We start from the raw sequence: 17,816 nt of genomic DNA on the forward strand, positions 1-17,816 counted from the left end.
TCGAGGACGTGGAAGAGACCCCCTCCCCCGAGACCGCCGCCGAGTCCCTGGCCGCGCTGCTCACGCCCGAGGGCATGAGGCTGCTCGACGGGCTGGGTCCTTACCGGGAGGACCAGGCGCTGCAGCAGATCTCGCGGCTGCGGGCCGAGGGGTTCGCCCCCGAGCTGATCTCCGCGGCCATGACCCAGTCGCGGCTGCGCACCGCGGCAGTCGCCAAGTTCGGCGAGTTCGCCCAGCACATGCTCTTCACCCAGGACGGCCTCGAGCAGGCCACCCGGCTGAGCGTCTCCGCCGTCCACGCCAGCCGGTACGTCCAGGCCGGCGTGCGCCGCGTGGCCGATCTGGGCTGCGGGATCGGCGCCGACGCCATGACCCTGGCCTCCGCCGGGCTCGACGTCACCGCCGTGGAGCTCGATGAGACCACCGCGGCCGTGGCGACGGTGAACCTCACGCCGTTCCCCGAGACCCGCGTGGTCCAGGCCGACGTCCAGAGCCTCGACCTCGACGAGCTGCCCGGCGGACGCCCCGAGGCGCTGTGGCTCGATCCGGCCCGCCGCGAGACCGCCGGAGCCTCCCGGCGGATCTTCGATCCGGAAGCCTTCTCCCCTCCCCTGTCCTTCGTCCAGGCGCTGGCCGATTCCGGGATGCCGGTGGGCGTGAAGATGGGCCCGGGCCTGCCGCACGCGGCCGTGCCGGAGGGGTGCGAGGCGCAGTGGATCTCCCACCGCCGCGACGTCGTCGAGGTCGTGCTGTGGTTCGGAGCACTGGCCCGCCCCGGGATCCGCCGCGCCGCCCTGGTCATGGGCGAGCAGGGCCACCACGAGCTGATCTCCTCGGAGCCGTTCCCAGACCCCGACGACGCACCCCTGACGGTCTCCGAGGACAGCGACGACGCCGTCCCGCCGATCGCCGCCGGCGACGTCGTCTGGGAGCCCGACGGAGCCGTGATCCGCGCCGGACTGGTGCAGGACCTGGGCGATCGTCTGGGTGCACGCCTGGTTCATCCCCGCATCGCCTACTTGACGGCCTCCGACGTCCAGGACCCGTCGACCCCGTTCGCCCGGGCCTACCGCGTGCGCGAGGTCCTGCCCCACACCGTCAAGGTGCTCAAGTCCTGGGTGAAGCAGAACCGGATCGGCACCCTGGAGATCAAGAAGCGCGGCACCGACGTCACGCCCGAGCAGCTGCGCCGGCAGCTCAAGCCGTCCGGGCCGAATCGCGCCACGCTGATCGTCACGCGGCTGTGGGACAGCGACGAACAGGGCCGCACCGGCGAGCGCCGTGCGGTCCTGGTCGTCGAGCCGATGAGCTGATGCCGCACCACCGCACCCCATCGCTGCTGATCGGCTGCGGATCTGCGGCCTCGGCGCTCCCATTCGTCGAAGCCGCAGCTCCGCATGTCGTCGATGTCGATCAGCTGCCGATCTGCGGCCTCAGCGCCGCGACGGGCAGCCGGGCTCAGCCGCCGAAGCGCGCGGCCAGCTCCTGGTGGCTCCCGGGCTCCGCGGGCTCGACCGGGGCCGACTCCTGGGCCTGGTCATAGCTCATCTGCATGGCCACCACCCGGGTGGCGGCCTCGTCCAGGCGCTGCTGCGGGATGGCACCGGACTCCACGGCCTGCACGATGTCCGCGTGGGCCGCGGCCTCGTCCTCGGGCATCACCAGCAGATCCGCGCCGGCCTGCAGGGCCGCACCGGCAGGGGTGGTGACCCCCGAGTCGACGGGTCGGCCCGGTCCCACGACGTCCTTCAGGGCCCCCATGTCGAGGGCATCGGTGACGACCGCCCCCTGGAAGCCGAGATCCTCCCGCAGCGCCTGGTAGGCCTTCGGCTCCAGCGTGGCGGGCACCTGGGCGTTCCAGTCGCTCACGGCGATGTGCCCCATCATGATCGTCGGGGCGCCGGCGTCGACCGCGGCACGGAACGGTGCCCAGTCCCCATCCTTCAGGGTCTCGACCGGGGTCTGCTGGACCGGCAGCCCCACGTGGGAGTCGGTGCTGACGGAGCCGTGGCCCGGGAAGTGCTTGGGCGAGGAGATCAGTCCCGCATCGGAGAGTCCGCTCATGGCGGCCACGGTCTGCTCGGAGACGATCTCGGGGTCGTCGCTGTAGGCGCGGTCCTGGACGACGGCGTCGTCGGGGCTGGTCACATCGGCCACGGGGGCGAAGTCCATGGTGAAGCCGAGCCCGGCGAGCTCTGCACCCATCCCGGCGGCCGCCTCGCGGGTCAGCTCCGGATCGTCCGCGGCGCCGACGGTCTGCGCGGAGGGCCAGACGGTCAGGGGCTCGGCCAGGCGGGCGACGGAGCCGCCCTCCTGATCGACGCCGATGATCCCGGACCAGTTGCGCTCCTGGGGGCTCAGGGCCGCACCGACCCGCTCGTTCTGCGAGCGCATGGCCTCCACGTCGACGTCCGAGGCGCCGCCGCCCGCGCCGGCTTCCTCCGTGATCCCCTGCCCGTCGGCGGTGGGGACGTTGGCCCCCATGACGATCACACCGCCCAGGTGCAGATCCCCGATCTGGCTGATCTGGGCATCGACCGAGGCAGGGTCCGCCCCGCTCCAGGTGGCCAGGAGAACCTGCCCGGCCTTCTCCTCGAGCGTCATCTCGGACACTGCCTCCTCGGCCGCGGCACGGGTCCGCTCATCGGGCAGCAGTCCGGCGGCCTGCTCGCCTGAGCCGGCCTCGGAGCGGGCGGAGGATTCCGACGGGCTCGCGGCACTCGCCCCGTCCGAGGCGGTCCCGGAGGGCGTCGTCCCTTCCGACGGCGCCTGCTGGCTTCCGCAGGCGCTGAGCACGAGCCCTCCGGCGAGGACGAGGCCGAGCCCGGCGCGACGGGTGCGAAAGCGGGCACGGACAGCTACGGAGTCCGGCAGGGCGGGGGTGCGACGGTCGACGGGGGGAAGTTCATGACGCGGCATGCCGTCCAGGGTAGCGATCCGCACCGCGAGGGCTGTGCGCTGTTCTACAGTGGGATCCGCTCGGATGCCGCCGAGCGGATCCCCGGACGTCCTGCCAGCGAGGTGCCATGAACATCGAATTCAGCTCATCGCCGCAGTCGACACTGGGCATCGAATGGGAGGTCGCGCTCGTCGACGCCCAGACCGGCGCGCTCGTGCCCCGGGCGGAGGAGATCCTCGCTGCCGTGCACAGCCAGGTTCCGCAGCGCGCCGAGGACGGCGATCACCCCGTGCTGACCGGCGAGTTCCTGAACAACACCGTGGAGATGGTCACCGGGGTGTGCCGCAGCGTCGGGGAGGCGGTGGGTCAGCTCGAGCAGATGCTCGGTGAGATCCGCCGGGTGACCGACCCCCAGGGCATCGAGATCTACCCCGCGGGCACCCATCCGTTCTCCCGCTGGCAGGACCAGTCGGTCGTGGAGAAGGACCGCTACTTCACCGTCCTGGACCGCGCTCAGTACTGGGGGCGGCAGATGGTGATCTTCGGGATGCACGTCCACGTGGGCGTCGACTCACAGGACAAGGCCCTGCCGGTCCAGGACCACCTGCTGGCCCATTACGCCCACCTTCTGGCGCTGTCGGCCAACTCTCCGTACTGGAACGGCTTCGACACCGGCTACGCCTCCCACCGCGCCCAGCTCTTCCAGCAGCTGCCGACCGCGGGCATCCCCTACTCGTTCCAGAACTGGTCGGACTTCGAGCTGTGCGTCTCCGATCTGCTGGCCACCGGCGTGATCGACGACATCAGCGAATCCCGCCTCGATGTCCGCCCCGTGCCCAAGTACGGCACGGTCGAGATGCGCTTCTGCGACTCCCCCACCTCCGTGCGGGATCTGAGTGCGATCGCAGCGCTCACCCAGTGCCTGGCCGAGGAGGCCTCGCGGATCGTGGACTCGGGGCGCAAGGTCGAGCAGATGCGCCCGTGGCTGATCCGAGAGAACAAATGGCGCGCCGCTCGCTACGGGCTGGAGGCGATCATCATCCGGGACAACGCCCTGGAGGAGCTGCTCGTCACCGACGACCTGGCAGACATGCTCGAGCGCCTGCAGCCGATCGCCGTGGACCTGGGTTGCGTCGAGGAGCTCGCCGGGGTGGCCCGGATCATCGCCGAGGGCACCGGCTCCACGCATCAGCGCGCCGCCGTGGCCGCCCACGACGGCGACCTGCGCTCCGCCGCCCTCGACGTCGTGCAGCGCGCGCGGCGCGAATAATCAGACCCGATCCCACATCATCTGCTTCCTAAGATTGCTCTTCCAGAATTTGTGACTGGGATCTCTTGGTGGAATCTCCTTACGAAGGCGACGCACTCCGAGAATTTTACCCCCGTGCATTCGGTAAAACATATTTCCGGAATTTTGTTTTCCGAAGTGCCTAAGTATTTCCGCCATCACAGGGGCCGAGACTTCAGAAGCCCTTAAATGCACGATTGCAGATTTTTCGCCGGAGCGCGGCACCCCTCTCGAACTGGTTAAATTCAACACCAAATCCAAGTGAGTGCCAGGGAAGACGGCTTGCCATTCGTCGTCCAAGCCTTCGAGCTGGATCAGAAGACCAAGGGGATGGGCCCCCGGGTCAGCAGCGTAGGTCATGTGCGCCAATCCATTCGTCCTATGCTCATCGATGATCCACCTATTTCGACGCGCCTTCACAAGCTGAGAAATCTCAACCACAGCTTTGGTGCATTTTAATACCAACGTTGCCGCTTTAAAAAGCACTCCCAGCTCAATACCACCTGCAGAAGCTCCCATCCCAGGGACCGGATCGATCCGCCCCGGATCGAATCCCCTCTTTTCTAGATAATGGTGAACAAGCTGACCAGCCTTCACGATCTCATCCATTCCGCCAAATGGTGGATTCACGTAAACGGTCAACGAAGAACGATCCTGCTCGTCTTCCCCTGGGATGAAATCATCAGCAGATACCACTAGAACTCCAATCGTCAATCAGCCGGAAATACGTCTCTTCATTGATTTTTGGACACCGTGGCCACGGGCAGCCCGGGATCGGCGGTGAACTCGAGCCCGGTCGGCTGCGCCCCCACCGAGACCAGCCGCGAGCCCAGAGCCGCCACCATGGCGCCGTTGTCCGTGCACAGGCTCAGCGGCGGAACCACCAGGCGTATGCCGTTCTCGGTGCAGCGCTGGGCGGCCAGTGCGCGCAGTCGCGAGTTCGCCGCCACTCCCCCGCCCAGCAGCAGGGTGGACAGCCCATGCTCGCGCGCAGCCAGCATGGCCTTGGACGTGATGACATCGGCCACCGATTCCTGGAAGGAGGCGGCCACATCGGCGACCGGGACCTCCTGGCCCTCGGCCTCGAAGGCCTCGACCACCCGGGCCACCGCGGTCTTGAGACCGGAGAACGAGAAGTCGTAGCGGTGCGGGCCAGGCGCCTCCGCGCTGCCCATGTACTTGCCGGCGGCCAGACCGCGCGGGAAGCGGAAGGCCTTCGGATCCCCCTCGGCGGCGGCGCGGTCGATCACGGGGCCGCCCGGGTAGCCGAGTCCGAGCAGGCGGGCGACCTTGTCGTAGGCCTCTCCGGCGGCGTCATCGATGGTCGAGCCGAGCATCTCGACGTCCTCGGCGATCTCCCGCACGGCCAGGATCTCGGTGTGCCCGCCGGAGACCAGCAGCGCACCCAGACCGGGCACCAGGGAGCCGTCCTCCGCGATCAGGGTCGGGGCGCCGTCGTCGTCGGGATCCAGCAGGCCCACCGAGACGTGGGCGACCAGGTGGTTCACGGCGTACAGCGGCTTGCCCGTGGCCAGTGCGAGCGCCTTGGCGGCAGAGACGCCCACCATGAGGGCACCGGCCAGACCGGGGCCTGCGGTCACGGCGATCGCATCGAGATCCTGCAGGCGCACCCCTGCGGTGCGCAGCGCCTCCTCGATCGTGGGCGTCATGGCCTCCAGGTGGGCGCGGGCGGCGATCTCGGGAATGACCCCGCCGAAGACGGCATGCTGGTCCATCGAGGAGGCCACGGCATTGGCCAGCAGGCGCCGCCCGCGCACGATGCCCACGCCGGTCTCATCGCACGAGGTCTCGATGCCCAGGACCAGGGGGCTGTCGGTCGTGGTCATCGCGGGTCCTCCCGGGGGTCGTCGTGCGCTGCGGCGGACAGGTCCATGTGGCTCGTCAGGTCGGTCGTGCTCGGCGGGCGCTGGGTGCTGACTCCCGCGGAAGCGTCGCCGTCGGCGCTCAGCGGGGCGAGCATGATCACCGCGGTCTCCCCGTCCGGGTAGTAGCGCGGGCGCTGGGCGATCTCCGTGTAGCCGAAGCGCCGGTAGAGCGACTGCGCCGTCTCATTGGACTCGCGCACCTCCAGCAGGACCTCCTGCGCACCGCGCCGACTCGCGATCTCGTGCAGCGCCTGCAGCAGGGCCGAGCCCAGGCCGCGCCCGCGCAGCTGCGGGATCACCGCGATGTTCTGCACGTCGGCGGTTTCTGCCACCACCATCACGCCGGCGTATCCCACGATCCGCTCGTCCTGCAGCGCCACCAGGTAGCGGCGGGTCACATGCGAGATCTCGGCGGCGAGCATGTCCTCGGACCAGGCGTCGCCGGGGAACAGCTCCCGCTCCAGGCGGTGCAGTGCGGCGACGTCCTCGAGCGCCGCCGTGCGCAGCTGCCACGGCCCGCTCACGCCCCGGCCTTCTTCCGAGGCCCGGGCACCTTGGCGTCGGAGTCGCGCAGGTACAGCGGAGCAAGGTCCTGCGAGAGCTCTTGGCCCGCGGCCAGCGCCTCGGCGGCGGCCATCCCCAGCGACGCCGCGCTCGCCTGCCACTGCGACGGCGCCTGCTGCGGCCCGCCCGGCACCGGCTCGACGACGGCCTGCGACAGCTGCTCGGCGTAGAGGCCGGCACCGCGGCCGTAGACCGGCAGCTCGGGCAGCTCCTGGGCAGGACCGACGCGAGGCCCGTCGACGAGCAGCGGCGCCCCCGTGCCCTGCAGTCGGTACTGCGCCCAGTAGACCTCACGGCGCCGGGCGTCGGCGGCCACGACGAAGGACGACGGCGGCTGCGGAAGCGCCGCGACGTCTAGGGCCAGAGCGGCCAGGCTCGTCATCCCCCAGACCGGCAGGTCCCAGGCGTAGCCGAGCACGCGCGCGGTGACCAGTCCTGCGCGCAGGCCGGTGAAGGGCCCGGGGCCGGTGCCCACCAGGATGCCGGACAGGTCCTCGGGCGCCGTCCCGGACCGCTGCAGGACGTCCTGGACTGCCGGGGTCAGGACCTCCGCGTGGCTGCGGGTGTCCTCGGTCGACCACTCGGCCAGCACCCGAGCCTTCCCGGGCGAGGCGTCGTGGTCGCCGGAAGGGGGTCCTGGATCGTCGTCGATCTGCAGGAGCGCGACGGAGGCGGCGGAGGAGGAGTCGAGGCACAGCAGAAGCACCTGGTCAGTCTAAGCCGCCGCCTCACGTCCCCGCTCAGCGCGCGAACAGGCCCAGAGCGTCCCAGGCCACCCAGCCGCCCTCGGCGAGGACGAACTCGACGGTGTTCTCACCGGCGCGCAGGGCCCCGGCCGGGAGCTCGAGCTCGTGGCGCGAGCGCTTGAGCGGCGAGCCGGTCGCCGTGGCATCGCCCTGCCGCGAGCCCTTGTTCGACCCCCGCGGCAGCTCGATGCCGCGCACCGGCGTCCCGTTGACGGCGATGTCCAGCCTCCCGCCCAGCGAGGTCGTGTCCACGAGCCACAGCGCCAGATCAGTCGTGCCCGGGGCCTCGTCGAGGTCCACGACCCAGCGGGCCCGATAGGACTTCCGGCCCGCCCAGGCGTCGCCGGGACCGGGCAGCAGGTACGGCCAGGCCTGACGGGGCTCGTCGTCGCCCTGGCGGAACTCGATGAGCGCCTGAGGGTAGGCCTTCGGGATCTTCGCGTAGTCCTTCGGGGCGAACTGCAGCTCGTGGGTCCTCCCGTCGAAGGAGCCGATCGCGGCCAGCTCCGTGCCGGTCTCGGTGACCGAGGCCTGCGAGGCTGCGATCAGCGGCCGGCTGGACAGGGACAGGCGCCCCGCATCGCTCACGGCGATGACCGTGAGGCTGTGCTGCTCCCCAGCGGGGTCCAGCCCGTCCAGCACGAAGCGCGGGAAGACGGTCCGGCCCACCAGGTGCTCCGGGTCCGGCTCACGCCCCCTGCCCCGGGGCGCTCCCGAGTAGATCCGGTAGTGATCGATCAGCGGCTCCCAGGGCAGCGCCTGCCACCGCAGCTCGAGGCGGCCGATCCCCGCCTCGGCCTCGAGGTCCTGGACGGTCTGCGGGCGCGGGCTCATGCTCGGTCCTCTCCGGCCGGGGCGAGTCCCGGCTCTCCTGCTCGGGTGCTGAAGCGCGCCGAGAGCTCCTTGGGCGCTGTGTCATCGGCCTCGATCCAGGGCACGGCCCAGAAGCTCGAGGTCATCTCCTGCGGGGTCAGCCGGACGTGGACGTAGCCGCGGCGCCCGTCGTAGTGGCGCACGTAGGGGTGACGGGTCCAGTCCGCGGTGTGGGCATCGGTCTCGGATCCGTCCCCGTCGGAGGCCACCGACGTGCAGACCAGCTCGACGCCGATCGTCTCGGAGGACGGATCCGCGAAGTCCTCCTTGAGCTCGGCGGCCACGTGCTTGTGGATGTCGCCGGTGAGCATGACCGGGTTGGAGACCTCGGACATGGCCGCCATCAGGCGTCGGCGGGCTGCCGGATAGCCGTCCCACATGTCGGTGCGGTCCTCGGAGACGGCCGTGAGCACGACCCCGTTGGCCAGCACGTCCCAGGTGGCAGTGCTCTGCGAAAGGCGGCCCTCGATCCAGGACTCCTGCTGGGCGCCCAGGATCGTGCGCTGCTCCCGGTTCTGCTCCTGGGCATCGGCAGGCTCCGGATCGCGGAACTGCCGCGAGTCCAGGAGGCTGAAGCGCGCCAGCGTGCCCACGTCGAAGCCGCTCGTGATGTCCGCGTCCGGGCCGGTGGGCAGGGCCTCGAGGTCCAGGGGCATGTTCTCGTAGAACGCCCGGTAGGCCACCGCGATCTGATGCTCGAAGTCCTCCGGGGACACGTCCTTGCCGGAGACCGCCGCGGCGTAGTTGTTCTGGACCTCGTGGTCGTCCCACACCGCCACGGCCGCCGCCCGTGCATGCACGGCCTGCAGGTGCGCATCCGACTTGAAGAGGCTGTAGCGCAGCCGGTACTGCTCGAGGGTCTCGATCTCCACCTCGTGCGCTGGCGCGACGCTCGCGCCCTGGCGCCACAGGTTGTCCGCTGTGATCCCGTACTCGTAGATGTAGTCCCCCACGAAGACCACGAGGTCCAGGTCCTCCTCCTGGGCCAGGTGGCGGTGCGCGGTGAAGTGCCCGTGGTACCAGGCCTGGCAGGAGACCAGGCCGAAGGAGAACGCGTCGGTCTGCTGTCCCGGGGCCGGCAGGGTCCGGAACCGCCCCACCGGGCTGACCTCCTGGCCGGATCGGAACCGGTACCAGTACTGCGTGTCCGGAGCCAGCCCCTCCACGCGAGGATGCACGGAATGCGCCAGCTCGGGCTGGGCCAGGGCATTGCCCCGCCGCTCCACGCGGGTGAACTCCGGGTCCCGGGAGACTTCCCAGCGCACCGGCGCCGGCCGCAGCGGCATCCCTCCGTGCCCGTCCTCGGCCAGTGGGTCCGGGGCCAGACGCGTCCACAGCACGGCGCCGTCGGGGCGCGGTGCGCCGCTGGCGACTCCCAGCCCGAACGTCGCCCCGGCTGCCTCCCCGGACTCGCTCGCCTCGGCAGGGGCGCTGATGCCCAGGGCGAGCGCGGTGCCGGTCAGGCCTCCGAGCTCCAGGAGCCGTCGTCGGTTCAGGGTGTGCGGGGCCGTGGTGGGTGACATGGGTCCTTCATGGGGAGCGGGTTTCGGGGGAAGGCCCCACCGTCCCCGCCTCAGGTTTCCCGTACCCGAACTGGCGCTGAATGCCCCTGGACCTGCCGGTCACGAGTGGTTGAAGACGTCGACGCATCGGCTGGGGCCGATCAGATCGTGCGGGTCCCCGGGCCGTCCGCGCCTGCGCAGTGTCATCGGCCGATCAGAGATTCCTCCACCCGGACGCTCGAGGCCGCACCTTCGCATCCCCTCAGTGCTGAGGGACTGCGAAGCTGGGCCCTCGTCGGAGAGCGGGTCAGCCCAGCCAGGCCAGCGCGGCCGTCCTCGTCGGTGGTCGTCTCGGTGGGGGCGTAGTCCAGCCCTGTCCTCTGCTCGACCGGCAGGGCGTCGAAGTCCGCCCGGTTCATCACCACGGGGCCCTGACCGTTGGCGAGCACGCCCACCACGCCGCCGCCGACGCGCTGGTGGACCTCGAAGCCGAAGCCCTCCAGGCGCTCGGCAATGATGCCGCTGGTGCGGGTCTCGTGCATGGACAGCTCGGGGTGGGCGTGGAGGTCGATGTAGACCTCGCGCTGCCCTTCAAGCTGCTCCTGCACGGCGTCGAAGACGACCGCCGGAGCACCCGCCCCGGGCACGGGCAACGTGAGCTCAGCCCTGGTCGGCGAAGTCGTGCAGCGCTTTCGGCACGCGGTCCCAGCGTGGGCCGATGCCGCGCAGCCGCAGCGTCCGCGGCTCGTCGACGGCGGCAGCTTCGTCCTCGTCGTGGTCCGCGGCGAACTCCGCCAGCACGTCCGACAGCGAGCGCTGCCCTCCCTGCGGCCGCTCGATCTCGATCTCCAGCCGAGAGTCGCTGAGCCCCTCGACTTTGCCGCGCCCCCACTCGATGACCGTCACCCACTCGGCGAGGGTCACCTCGAGGTCGATGTCCTCGACCTGGGCCGCATCGGCCAGCCGGTACGCGTCCACGTGCACGAGCCCCGGGGCGCCGGGACGGGGGCCGTGGGCTTCGTTCGGGTGGCGACGGGCCAGCACGAACGTGGGCGAGATGATCCCCTCCACCGCTCCCAGGCCGCGGCCCAGGCCCTGCGTGAAGGTCGTCTTGCCGGCCCCGAGGGGACCGTCCAGCAGGATCAGGTCACCGGCTCGCAGCTCGCGTCCCAGCCGCTCGGCCAGGCGCTGGGTCTCGATCGCCGAGCCGACCTGCACGGTGCGCTCCCAGCGCGGCGCGCTGCCGCCGGACTCAGCCATCGGCGCGGCCCTGGCCCGTCTCGGATGCGTTCGCCCGAGCGTGGGCCGCACGCTCCTGCGCCACCCGGTCGAACGCGAGGTCGGCGCGGGTGTCCACGTGCACCCGCTGCACGCGCGGGGAGATCCGGGTGATGATCTCGTAGTCGATCGTCCCGGCGGCCTCGGACCACTCGCGCACCGAGGGGGCGCCCTCGCCGCCGAAGAGGACCGCCTCCGCACCCAGCAGATGGCTCATGTCCTCCGTGGTCCGCAGGTCAACGACCATCTGGTCCATGGCGATCCGCCCGACGACCGGGTAGGTGCGGCCCTCGATCATGACCGGGGCCCCGGTGGCCACGCGCGGCACGCCGTCGCCGTAGCCCATGGGGATCAGCGCGAGGGTGGTCGCCTCGGAGGTGCGGTAGCTCAACCCGTAGGAGACCCCCTGGCCCGAGGGGACCCGCTTGATGTTGGCCACCGAGGTCCGCAGGGTCATGGCAGGCAGCAGCCCGAGCTCCTGGGCGCTGCGATCGGCGAACGGCGAGACGCCGTAGATCCCCACGCCGGTGCGCACGATGTCCCCGCGCGTGGTCTGCGGATCCGCGAGCGCACCCGGCTGCCCGAGCGACAGGGTCGCCGGCGTGTTCGCCAGGTGGGTGAACCGCGGGGCGAGCCCCGCCTCCCGTGCCTGCCGCACGGCGGCGGCGAAGGCCTCGACCTGCTCATCGGTCTCCGGGCGCTCGGGCTCATCGGCGACGGCCAGGTGGGAGAAGATCCCGTCGACGCGCAGCGCACCGCCTCGCTCCAGCCCGCGGACGGTCTCGAGGACCTGCGGCCACTGCGACAGCGCGAAGCCGTTGCGGCCCAGGCCGGTGTCGACCTTGAGGTGGATCCGAGCCGTGCGCCCGATCCGCTGGGCCGTCGCCGCGATCTCGAAGAGCTCCGCACCGGAGACCCCCAGAGCGATGTCCCGCTGCAGCGCAGTCTCGAAGTCGGTGTCCGCGGTGTGCAGCCAGGCCAGGATCGGGGCGCGGATCCCGGCCTCGCGCAGCTCGAGGGCCTCGCGCACATGTGCCACGCCCAGGCCCTGCGCCCCTGCGACCAGTGCTGCACGGGCCACCGGCACCGCACCGTGGCCGTAGGCATCGGCTTTCACCACGGCCATCAGGGCGGCAGGATGGGCGAGCTCGGCCAGCACCCGCACGTTGTGGCGGATCGCGGCGAGATCGACGACCGCGCTTCGCTCGGGCGCCGCGCCCTGACGATGGACGTCTTGGGCGACGAACGCTGCGGCAGGCGGCTGGCTGCGGGTGTCAGGGGCTTGGGGATCGGTGCTCACCGGACCATTGTGGCACCGTGGTCGCGCGCCCAGCGGCCCTAGAGTGTTCGCGTGCTCACCTCCGAAGATCCCTGCGCCGCTCCGACCGGTCCGTCGCAGAAGTGCCTGCGCATTGCGATGCTGTGCCTGCACACCTCTCCCCTGCGCCAGCCCGGTCAGGGGGATGCGGGCGGGATGAACGTCTACGTCCGGCACCTGGCGAGCGAGCTGGCTTGCCAGGGTTATGCGGTCGATCTCATCACCCTGTGGCGCGACAGCGAGCACCCCGGGCAGCGGCGTCCGGCGCAGACCGTCACGGCCCAGCCCGTCGGCGAGCTGCCGGGGCTGCGGCTGGTGAGCGTGACTCTGCCCGAGACCGCGAGCACGGCCAAGGACGAGCTGCCGCGGCACCTGCCCGCCGTCGCCGCGGCTCTGCGGGCCGCCGCTGCGCAGCTGCTGCCCCGCCCCGATGTCCTCCACGGGCACTACTGGCTCTCCGGGGAGGTCGGCCGGGATCTGGCGCAGGACTGGGACATCCCGCTCGCGCTGACCCTGCACACCAGTGCCCGCGGCAAGAACGCGCAGGCGGCCGCCGGGGAGGCCCTCGAGCCGGAGGTCCGCGAGTGCGCCGAGCAGCGCCTGATCCGCGAGACCTCGGTCCTGGTGGTCAACACCGCCGCCGAGGCCGAGCAGATGCGCGAGCTCTACGACGCCGACCCCGCCCGGACCCACGTGATCGCCCCGGGCGTGGACCTCGAGGTGTTCCGCCCGGACGGCCCGCAGCCTCCCGACGCTCCGTCCTCCGAGCCGCAGTCCGCTGCCCGCCAGGACCACGAGCCGGTGATCGGCTTCGCGGGGCGCCTACAGCCGCTCAAGGGCCCGCAGATCCTCCTGGAGGCGATGGGCCTGCTGGCCGCCGATCCGAAGGCCCCGGTTCCCCGCCTGCTGCTGGCAGGGGTGGGCGACGACGCCTTCACCGACTCCCTGCACCAGCAGGCCCGGACTCTCGGCATCGAGGACCGGATCGAGTGGCTCGGCTCGCTGCCCGTGACCGAGCTGGCCGCCGCCATGCGCCGGGCGGATCTCTGGGCGGTGCCGTCGTCGTCGGAGACCTTCGGCCTGGTGGCCCTGGAGGCCCAGGCTTGTGGGACCCCGGTGCTCGCCTCGGATGCCGGCGGGCTGCGCTCAGCGCTCGACGACGGCCGCACCGGCTGGCTCGTCGGTCAGCGCACTCCGCAGGCGTGGGCCGAGGCGCTGCGGTCGACCTTGAGAGATCCCGTGGAGCTGGCTCGGCGTGGCCGTGCCGCCGCCGAGCGCGCCCGCGGCTTCTCCTGGGCGGCCGCAGCTCGGGCCCACGTCGAGCAGGTCTATGCCCCGTCGCAGAGGGGGATCACGCCCGGACCTACTGTGGCAGCCATGACGACTTCAGCGCTGAGCCCCCAGGACCTGGCAGATCACCTCGACCGATTCCACGCGACCGGCCCGGTGGCCACGCCCCGGCAGGCCAATCTGGCGAACATCCAGGGCTTCCTGGACTCCTCCGAGCACCAGTACATGGGCGTCACCCCGACTCCGGGCACCACGTACGACGGTGTCTTCCGCCTCATGGTCGAGCGCGTCGGCATCAGCGCCGACCCGTCCTTCACCGAGGGCGTGGACACGATCAGCGCCCAGCTGTGCGTGGCCGCGCTCGAGCGCTACGCCGCGGTGCTCGCCGACGCCGTGCGACCCGGCGCCACGATCTTCTTCGCCACGGCTCACCCCGCGGCCCTGCCTCCGATCTACTCCCGCCTGGCCGCAGCCGCCCGCGCGGCAGGTGCCGAGGTGCTGCACATGCACGGCGGCATCGCCTGGGACGACGGGCAGGTGCGCCAGGTCTCGGATGTGATGATGGTCGAGCAGTACGGCGGACTGCGGCACACGCACCGCCCGGAGCCCATGGAACTGGCCCTCGATCGCCTCGCCGAGCAGGCCGGCGATCCCTCGTTCCTGCCTGATCTGGTGGTCTCCGATCACGGCATGGCAGGTGCCGCCGGCTCCCGCGGGGCGCGGGTGATCGCGATCGCCGACTGCAATGACCCTGCCCCGTTCGTGGGCGAGCAGCAGGGCCTGATCGAGGTCGTCGTGCCGATGGACGACAACATCCCGCCCGAGGCCTACGCCCCGCTGACCGACTTCGTGCTCGAGCGGGCCGGGCTGCCGATCTGCTGAGCGCTCGCCCGCAGCGCAGGGTGCGGGCACGACGAAGGGGACGCTTCCACTCGGAGGCGTCCCCTTCGTGCTGCCTAGCCGCCGACCGGCAGGCGGCCCCTCAGCGGTCCAAGCTCAGTCCTTGGTGGACTCGGTGGCCTTGGCCCAGATGTTCACCCCGGCGTCCCGAGCGAGCTCGTCGATGCGGGAGAGCTCGTCCTGGGAGAACTCGAGGTTCTCCACGGCCTTGGCGCTGTCGGCGATCTGCCGGGCCGAGGAGGCTCCCACCAGCGCGGAGGTGACCTGCCCGCCGTCCTGCGGGCGCAGGGTCCAGGCGATCGCCATCTGCGCCAGGGTCTGACCGCGCTGCTGAGCGATCTCGTTCAGCCCGCGGATGCGCTCGATGTTCTCGTCCGTGAGCCATTCGGGGTTCAGGGACTTGGAGGCCGCGGCGCGCGAGTCCTCCGGGATGCCGTTCAGGTACTTGTCCGTGAGCATGCCCTGGGCCAGCGGCGTGAACACGATCGAGCCCATACCGGCCTCCCCCAGCACCTGCACCAGGTTCTTGCCGCCGGCCGGGCCGTCCGCGTTCTCGGAGGGCTCCTCGATCCAGCGGTTGAGCAGCGAGTACGACGGCTGGTGGATGACCAGCGGCGTGCCGAGCTCGCGCATGATCTGCTGGGCCTGGGCGGTGTCGTCGGCGCTGTAGGAGGAGATGCCCACGTGCAGCGCCCGGCCCGAGCGCACGATGCGGTCCAGGGTGCGCATGGTGTCCTCGATCGGGGTCTCCGGATCCGGACGGTGGTGGTAGAAGATGTCCACCCGGTCCAGGCCCATGCGCTCGAGCGACTGATCGAGCGAGTCGATGAGGTACTTGCGCGAGCCGCCGAAGCCGTAGGGGCCCGGCCACATGTCCCAGCCGGCCTTGGAGGAGATCACGATCTCCTGGCGCAGATCGGCGAAGTCCTCCTTGAGCACGCGCCCGAAGTTCAGCTCGGCCGAGCCGTTGGGCGGGCCGTAGTTGTTGGCCAGGTCGAAGTGGGTGATGCCCGAGTCGAAGGCCTGACGCAGGATCTGCTTCTGCGTGGCCATGGGCTTGTCATCGCCGAAGTTGTGCCACAGCCCCAGCGAGATCGCGGGCAGCTTCAGGCCCGAGGTCCCGAGCGTGCGGTAGGGCATGGACTCGTAGCGGTCCTCGGCGGGCGTCCAGCGGGTGTCATCTCCGTAGATCAGCATGTGCCCATCCTTCCACCGCCCGGCGACAGCGCAATGGGAGCAGCAGGACGCACCGCTTCGGAGCCGAAGCGGCCTCCGCTCCCTGGAGGAAGCGGAGGCCGCTGGATCATGGCGGACCGTCCAGCACAGCCTCTCAGGCCCTGAGCACCGCTGCGCCGCTGCCCTGGAGACGGATGGACTCCCCGGCCGGCTCCTCGGCGCCGTGGCTCCACAGCACCGACGAAGCGGCACCGCCCAGCGGCACGTCCACGGCGTCGTCGCCGAAGTTGAAGGCTGCGGACACCGGGCCGCGGTGCAGCACGAGCCAGCGGCCGTCCTCTTCGAACTCGGTGCGGATCGTCTCGAAGCCGCCGCGCAGCTCGGGGGTGCGTCGGCGCAGGTCGATCAGTTCCCGGTAGGCGGCGAGCACCTTCGCGTGATCGCCCTGCTCACGCTCATCCCACTTCAGGATCGCCGAGTCGAAGGTCTCCTGCGCCTGGGGATCCGGGACGGAGTCCTCGTCCCATCCCATGCGCGCGAACTCGGCCTTGCGGCCGCTGCGCACGGCATCGGCCAGCTCGGGCTCCGGATGCGCGGTGAAGAACGGCCACGGGGTCGAGGCCGCCCACTCCTCGCCCTGGAAGATCATGGGCGTGTACGGCTGGGTCAGCAGCAGGGCCGCGGCCAGGATCAGGCGATCCGTGGACAGCGTCTGCGAGAAGCGGTCGCCGGTCGCCCGGTTGCCCACCTGATCGTGGTTCTGCGTGTAGGTCACGAACTGCCACGGCTTCTGCCGCTGCGGGTCGACGGGCCCCCCGTGGGAGCGCCCGCGGAAGGACGAGAACGAGCCGTCGTGGAAGAACGCCCCCTCCATGGACTTGGCCAGCGCCCCCAGCGAGGCGAAGTCCGAGTAGTAGCCCTGCGACTCCCCCGACAGCGCCCAGTGCGCGCCGTGGTGCCAGTCGTCGAGCCACTGTCCGCTCATCCCCAGGCCGTTGCGCTCGGTGCCCTCGACCATGCGGACGTCGTTGAGGTCCGACTCCGCGATCGTGAAGGCACGACGACGGGTGCGCTGCGAGGTCTCCGCCACACGGTCCGAGATCTGCTGGAGGATGTGGCGGGCGCGGGAGTCCTTGAGCGCGTGCACGGCATCGATGCGGAAGCCGTCGACGTGGAAGTCCTCCTGCCACATGCGCACATTGTCGAGGATGTGATCGCGCACCCCGTCGGAGCCGAAGTCGTCCAGGTTGATCTGCTCGCCCCACGAGGAGGCACCGGCGGTGAAGACCTCGAAGAACTCGGGCAGGTAGTTCCCGGATGGGCCCAGGTGGTTGTAGACGACGTCCAGCACGACGGCCAGGTTGCGCTCGTGGCAGGCATCCACGAAACGCTGCAGGCCGATCGGCCCGCCGTACTCCTCCTGGGTCGTGTACCAGGCCACGCCGTCGTAGCCCCAGTTGCGCGAGCCGTTGAACCCGTTGACGGGCAGGACCTCGACGGCGTCGATGCCCAGCTCGGCGAGCGCATCCAGGTGCTCGATCGCGGCCTCGAAGGTGCCCTCCGGGGTGAAGGTCCCGATGTGCATCTCGTAGAGCACGGTGTCCTCGAGATCGGCCCCGCCCCAGTCGTGGTCGGTCCACTCGAAGTCGGCGGGGTCGTAGGTGCATGACAGCTCGTGCACGCCCTGCGGCTGGCGCATGGAGCGCGGATCCGGCAGCACGGCCGATTCGATCGTGCGCTCCTCGGGCGTGCCCGGGTCCAGGACCTTGGAGAGGATGTAGCCGTAGCGCACCGTCGTGGACGGCACGGACTCGGCGGCCTCGTCCGGCAGCGTCCACCAGCCCATGGGGCTGTGCTCGCCGGAGGCGTACTCGGGAGCCGGCTCCAGCCCGCGCGGGCTGTGCCCCGGCAGGTCGAGGGCCTTGATCATCTCGTGGTCCTGCCCGTCGATGCGCACGACGACACCCGCCGCATGCGGGGCGAAGACGTCGAAGCGATCCAGAGGGGCTCGGCCGTTTCCTGCGGAGTAGGACATGTCGTCCTCCGTTCTGCGGTGGGGAGACGATGCGTGCGCCCGCCTCGGAGAATGATCGTTC

Annotated in this window: 15 protein-coding genes; 3 read left to right on the plus strand and 12 right to left on the minus strand. The window is 70.9% G+C overall.

Annotated features, from left to right (window positions below):
* Positions 1-8: 8 nt before the first annotated feature.
* A complete protein-coding gene (locus JOE55_RS04250) occupies positions 9-1,313 on the plus strand; it encodes a THUMP-like domain-containing protein (protein ID WP_204782126.1) in 1,305 nt (434 codons plus the stop codon).
* A gap of 145 nt (positions 1,314-1,458) precedes the next feature.
* Here JOE55_RS04250 and JOE55_RS04255 read toward each other — a convergent pair whose 3' ends face one another.
* Positions 1,459-2,604, minus strand: coding sequence for a glycoside hydrolase family 3 N-terminal domain-containing protein (locus JOE55_RS04255; RefSeq protein WP_239547044.1), 1,146 nt, complete (start codon positions 2,602-2,604; stop codon positions 1,459-1,461).
* Positions 2,605-3,026: 422 nt separating this feature from the next.
* Here JOE55_RS04255 and JOE55_RS04260 point away from each other — a divergent pair, with 422 nt between their 5' ends.
* Positions 3,027-4,169: a glutamate--cysteine ligase gene (locus tag JOE55_RS04260; protein ID WP_204782128.1), complete on the plus strand. Its 1,143-nt coding sequence runs from the start codon at positions 3,027-3,029 to the stop codon at positions 4,167-4,169.
* On the opposite strand, the gene JOE55_RS04265 is transcribed toward JOE55_RS04260, so the two are convergent.
* From JOE55_RS04265 to alr, 9 genes are all read right to left on the minus strand, one after another.
* Positions 4,170-4,883, minus strand: coding sequence for a hypothetical protein (locus JOE55_RS04265; RefSeq protein WP_204782129.1), 714 nt, complete (start codon positions 4,881-4,883; stop codon positions 4,170-4,172). It lies immediately after the preceding gene.
* A 38-nt stretch (positions 4,884-4,921) separates the two neighbouring features.
* Entirely contained in the window at positions 4,922-6,034 is a 1,113-nt protein-coding gene (tsaD, locus tag JOE55_RS04270) for a tRNA (adenosine(37)-N6)-threonylcarbamoyltransferase complex transferase subunit TsaD (protein ID WP_204782130.1), read from the minus strand.
* Complete coding sequence (gene rimI / locus JOE55_RS04275; protein ID WP_204782131.1) at positions 6,031-6,597, minus strand: ribosomal protein S18-alanine N-acetyltransferase; 567 nt, start codon at positions 6,595-6,597, stop codon at positions 6,031-6,033. Before rimI ends, tsaD begins: the two co-directional genes overlap by 4 nt.
* The gene (gene tsaB / locus JOE55_RS04280; protein ID WP_204782132.1) at positions 6,594-7,343 is read right to left on the minus strand and encodes a tRNA (adenosine(37)-N6)-threonylcarbamoyltransferase complex dimerization subunit type 1 TsaB; all 750 of its coding nucleotides are present in this window, start codon (positions 7,341-7,343) and stop codon (positions 6,594-6,596) included. The genes rimI and tsaB overlap by 4 nt, the downstream gene beginning before the upstream one ends.
* A gap of 34 nt (positions 7,344-7,377) precedes the next feature.
* Complete coding sequence (locus JOE55_RS04285) at positions 7,378-8,217, minus strand: polysaccharide lyase family protein (protein ID WP_204782133.1); 840 nt, start codon at positions 8,215-8,217, stop codon at positions 7,378-7,380.
* A complete protein-coding gene (locus JOE55_RS04290; RefSeq protein WP_204782134.1) occupies positions 8,214-9,779 on the minus strand; it encodes an alkaline phosphatase D family protein in 1,566 nt (521 codons plus the stop codon). The genes JOE55_RS04285 and JOE55_RS04290 overlap by 4 nt, the downstream gene beginning before the upstream one ends.
* Before the next feature lie 182 nt (positions 9,780-9,961).
* Positions 9,962-10,405 carry a zinc-binding metallopeptidase family protein gene (locus tag JOE55_RS13415; protein WP_204782135.1) on the minus strand — a complete coding sequence of 148 codons (444 nt, stop codon included), beginning with the start codon at positions 10,403-10,405 and terminating at the stop codon, positions 9,962-9,964.
* A gap of 13 nt (positions 10,406-10,418) precedes the next feature.
* Entirely contained in the window at positions 10,419-11,018 is a 600-nt protein-coding gene (gene tsaE, locus JOE55_RS04300) for a tRNA (adenosine(37)-N6)-threonylcarbamoyltransferase complex ATPase subunit type 1 TsaE (RefSeq protein WP_204782136.1), read from the minus strand.
* Positions 11,011-12,336 (minus strand): alanine racemase, encoded by a 1,326-nt coding sequence (gene alr / locus JOE55_RS04305; protein WP_338125424.1) that lies wholly within the window; start codon positions 12,334-12,336, stop codon positions 11,011-11,013. Before alr ends, tsaE begins: the two co-directional genes overlap by 8 nt.
* Positions 12,337-12,387: 51 nt before the next feature.
* On the opposite strand from alr, the gene JOE55_RS04310 reads away from it, so the two are divergent.
* The gene (locus JOE55_RS04310; RefSeq protein WP_204782137.1) at positions 12,388-14,526 is read left to right on the plus strand and encodes a phosphatase; all 2,139 of its coding nucleotides are present in this window, start codon (positions 12,388-12,390) and stop codon (positions 14,524-14,526) included.
* A 114-nt stretch (positions 14,527-14,640) separates the two neighbouring features.
* Here JOE55_RS04310 and mgrA read toward each other — a convergent pair whose 3' ends face one another.
* Both mgrA and treZ read right to left on the minus strand, forming a co-directional pair.
* Positions 14,641-15,741 (minus strand): L-glyceraldehyde 3-phosphate reductase, encoded by a 1,101-nt coding sequence (mgrA, locus tag JOE55_RS04315; protein ID WP_053447809.1) that lies wholly within the window; start codon positions 15,739-15,741, stop codon positions 14,641-14,643.
* A 133-nt stretch (positions 15,742-15,874) separates the two neighbouring features.
* A complete protein-coding gene (treZ, locus tag JOE55_RS04320) occupies positions 15,875-17,755 on the minus strand; it encodes a malto-oligosyltrehalose trehalohydrolase (RefSeq protein WP_204782138.1) in 1,881 nt (626 codons plus the stop codon).
* Between the last annotated feature and the right edge of the window lie 61 nt (positions 17,756-17,816).

The organism is Kocuria palustris (assembly GCF_016907795.1).
Taxonomy (GTDB): domain Bacteria; phylum Actinomycetota; class Actinomycetes; order Actinomycetales; family Micrococcaceae; genus Kocuria; species Kocuria palustris.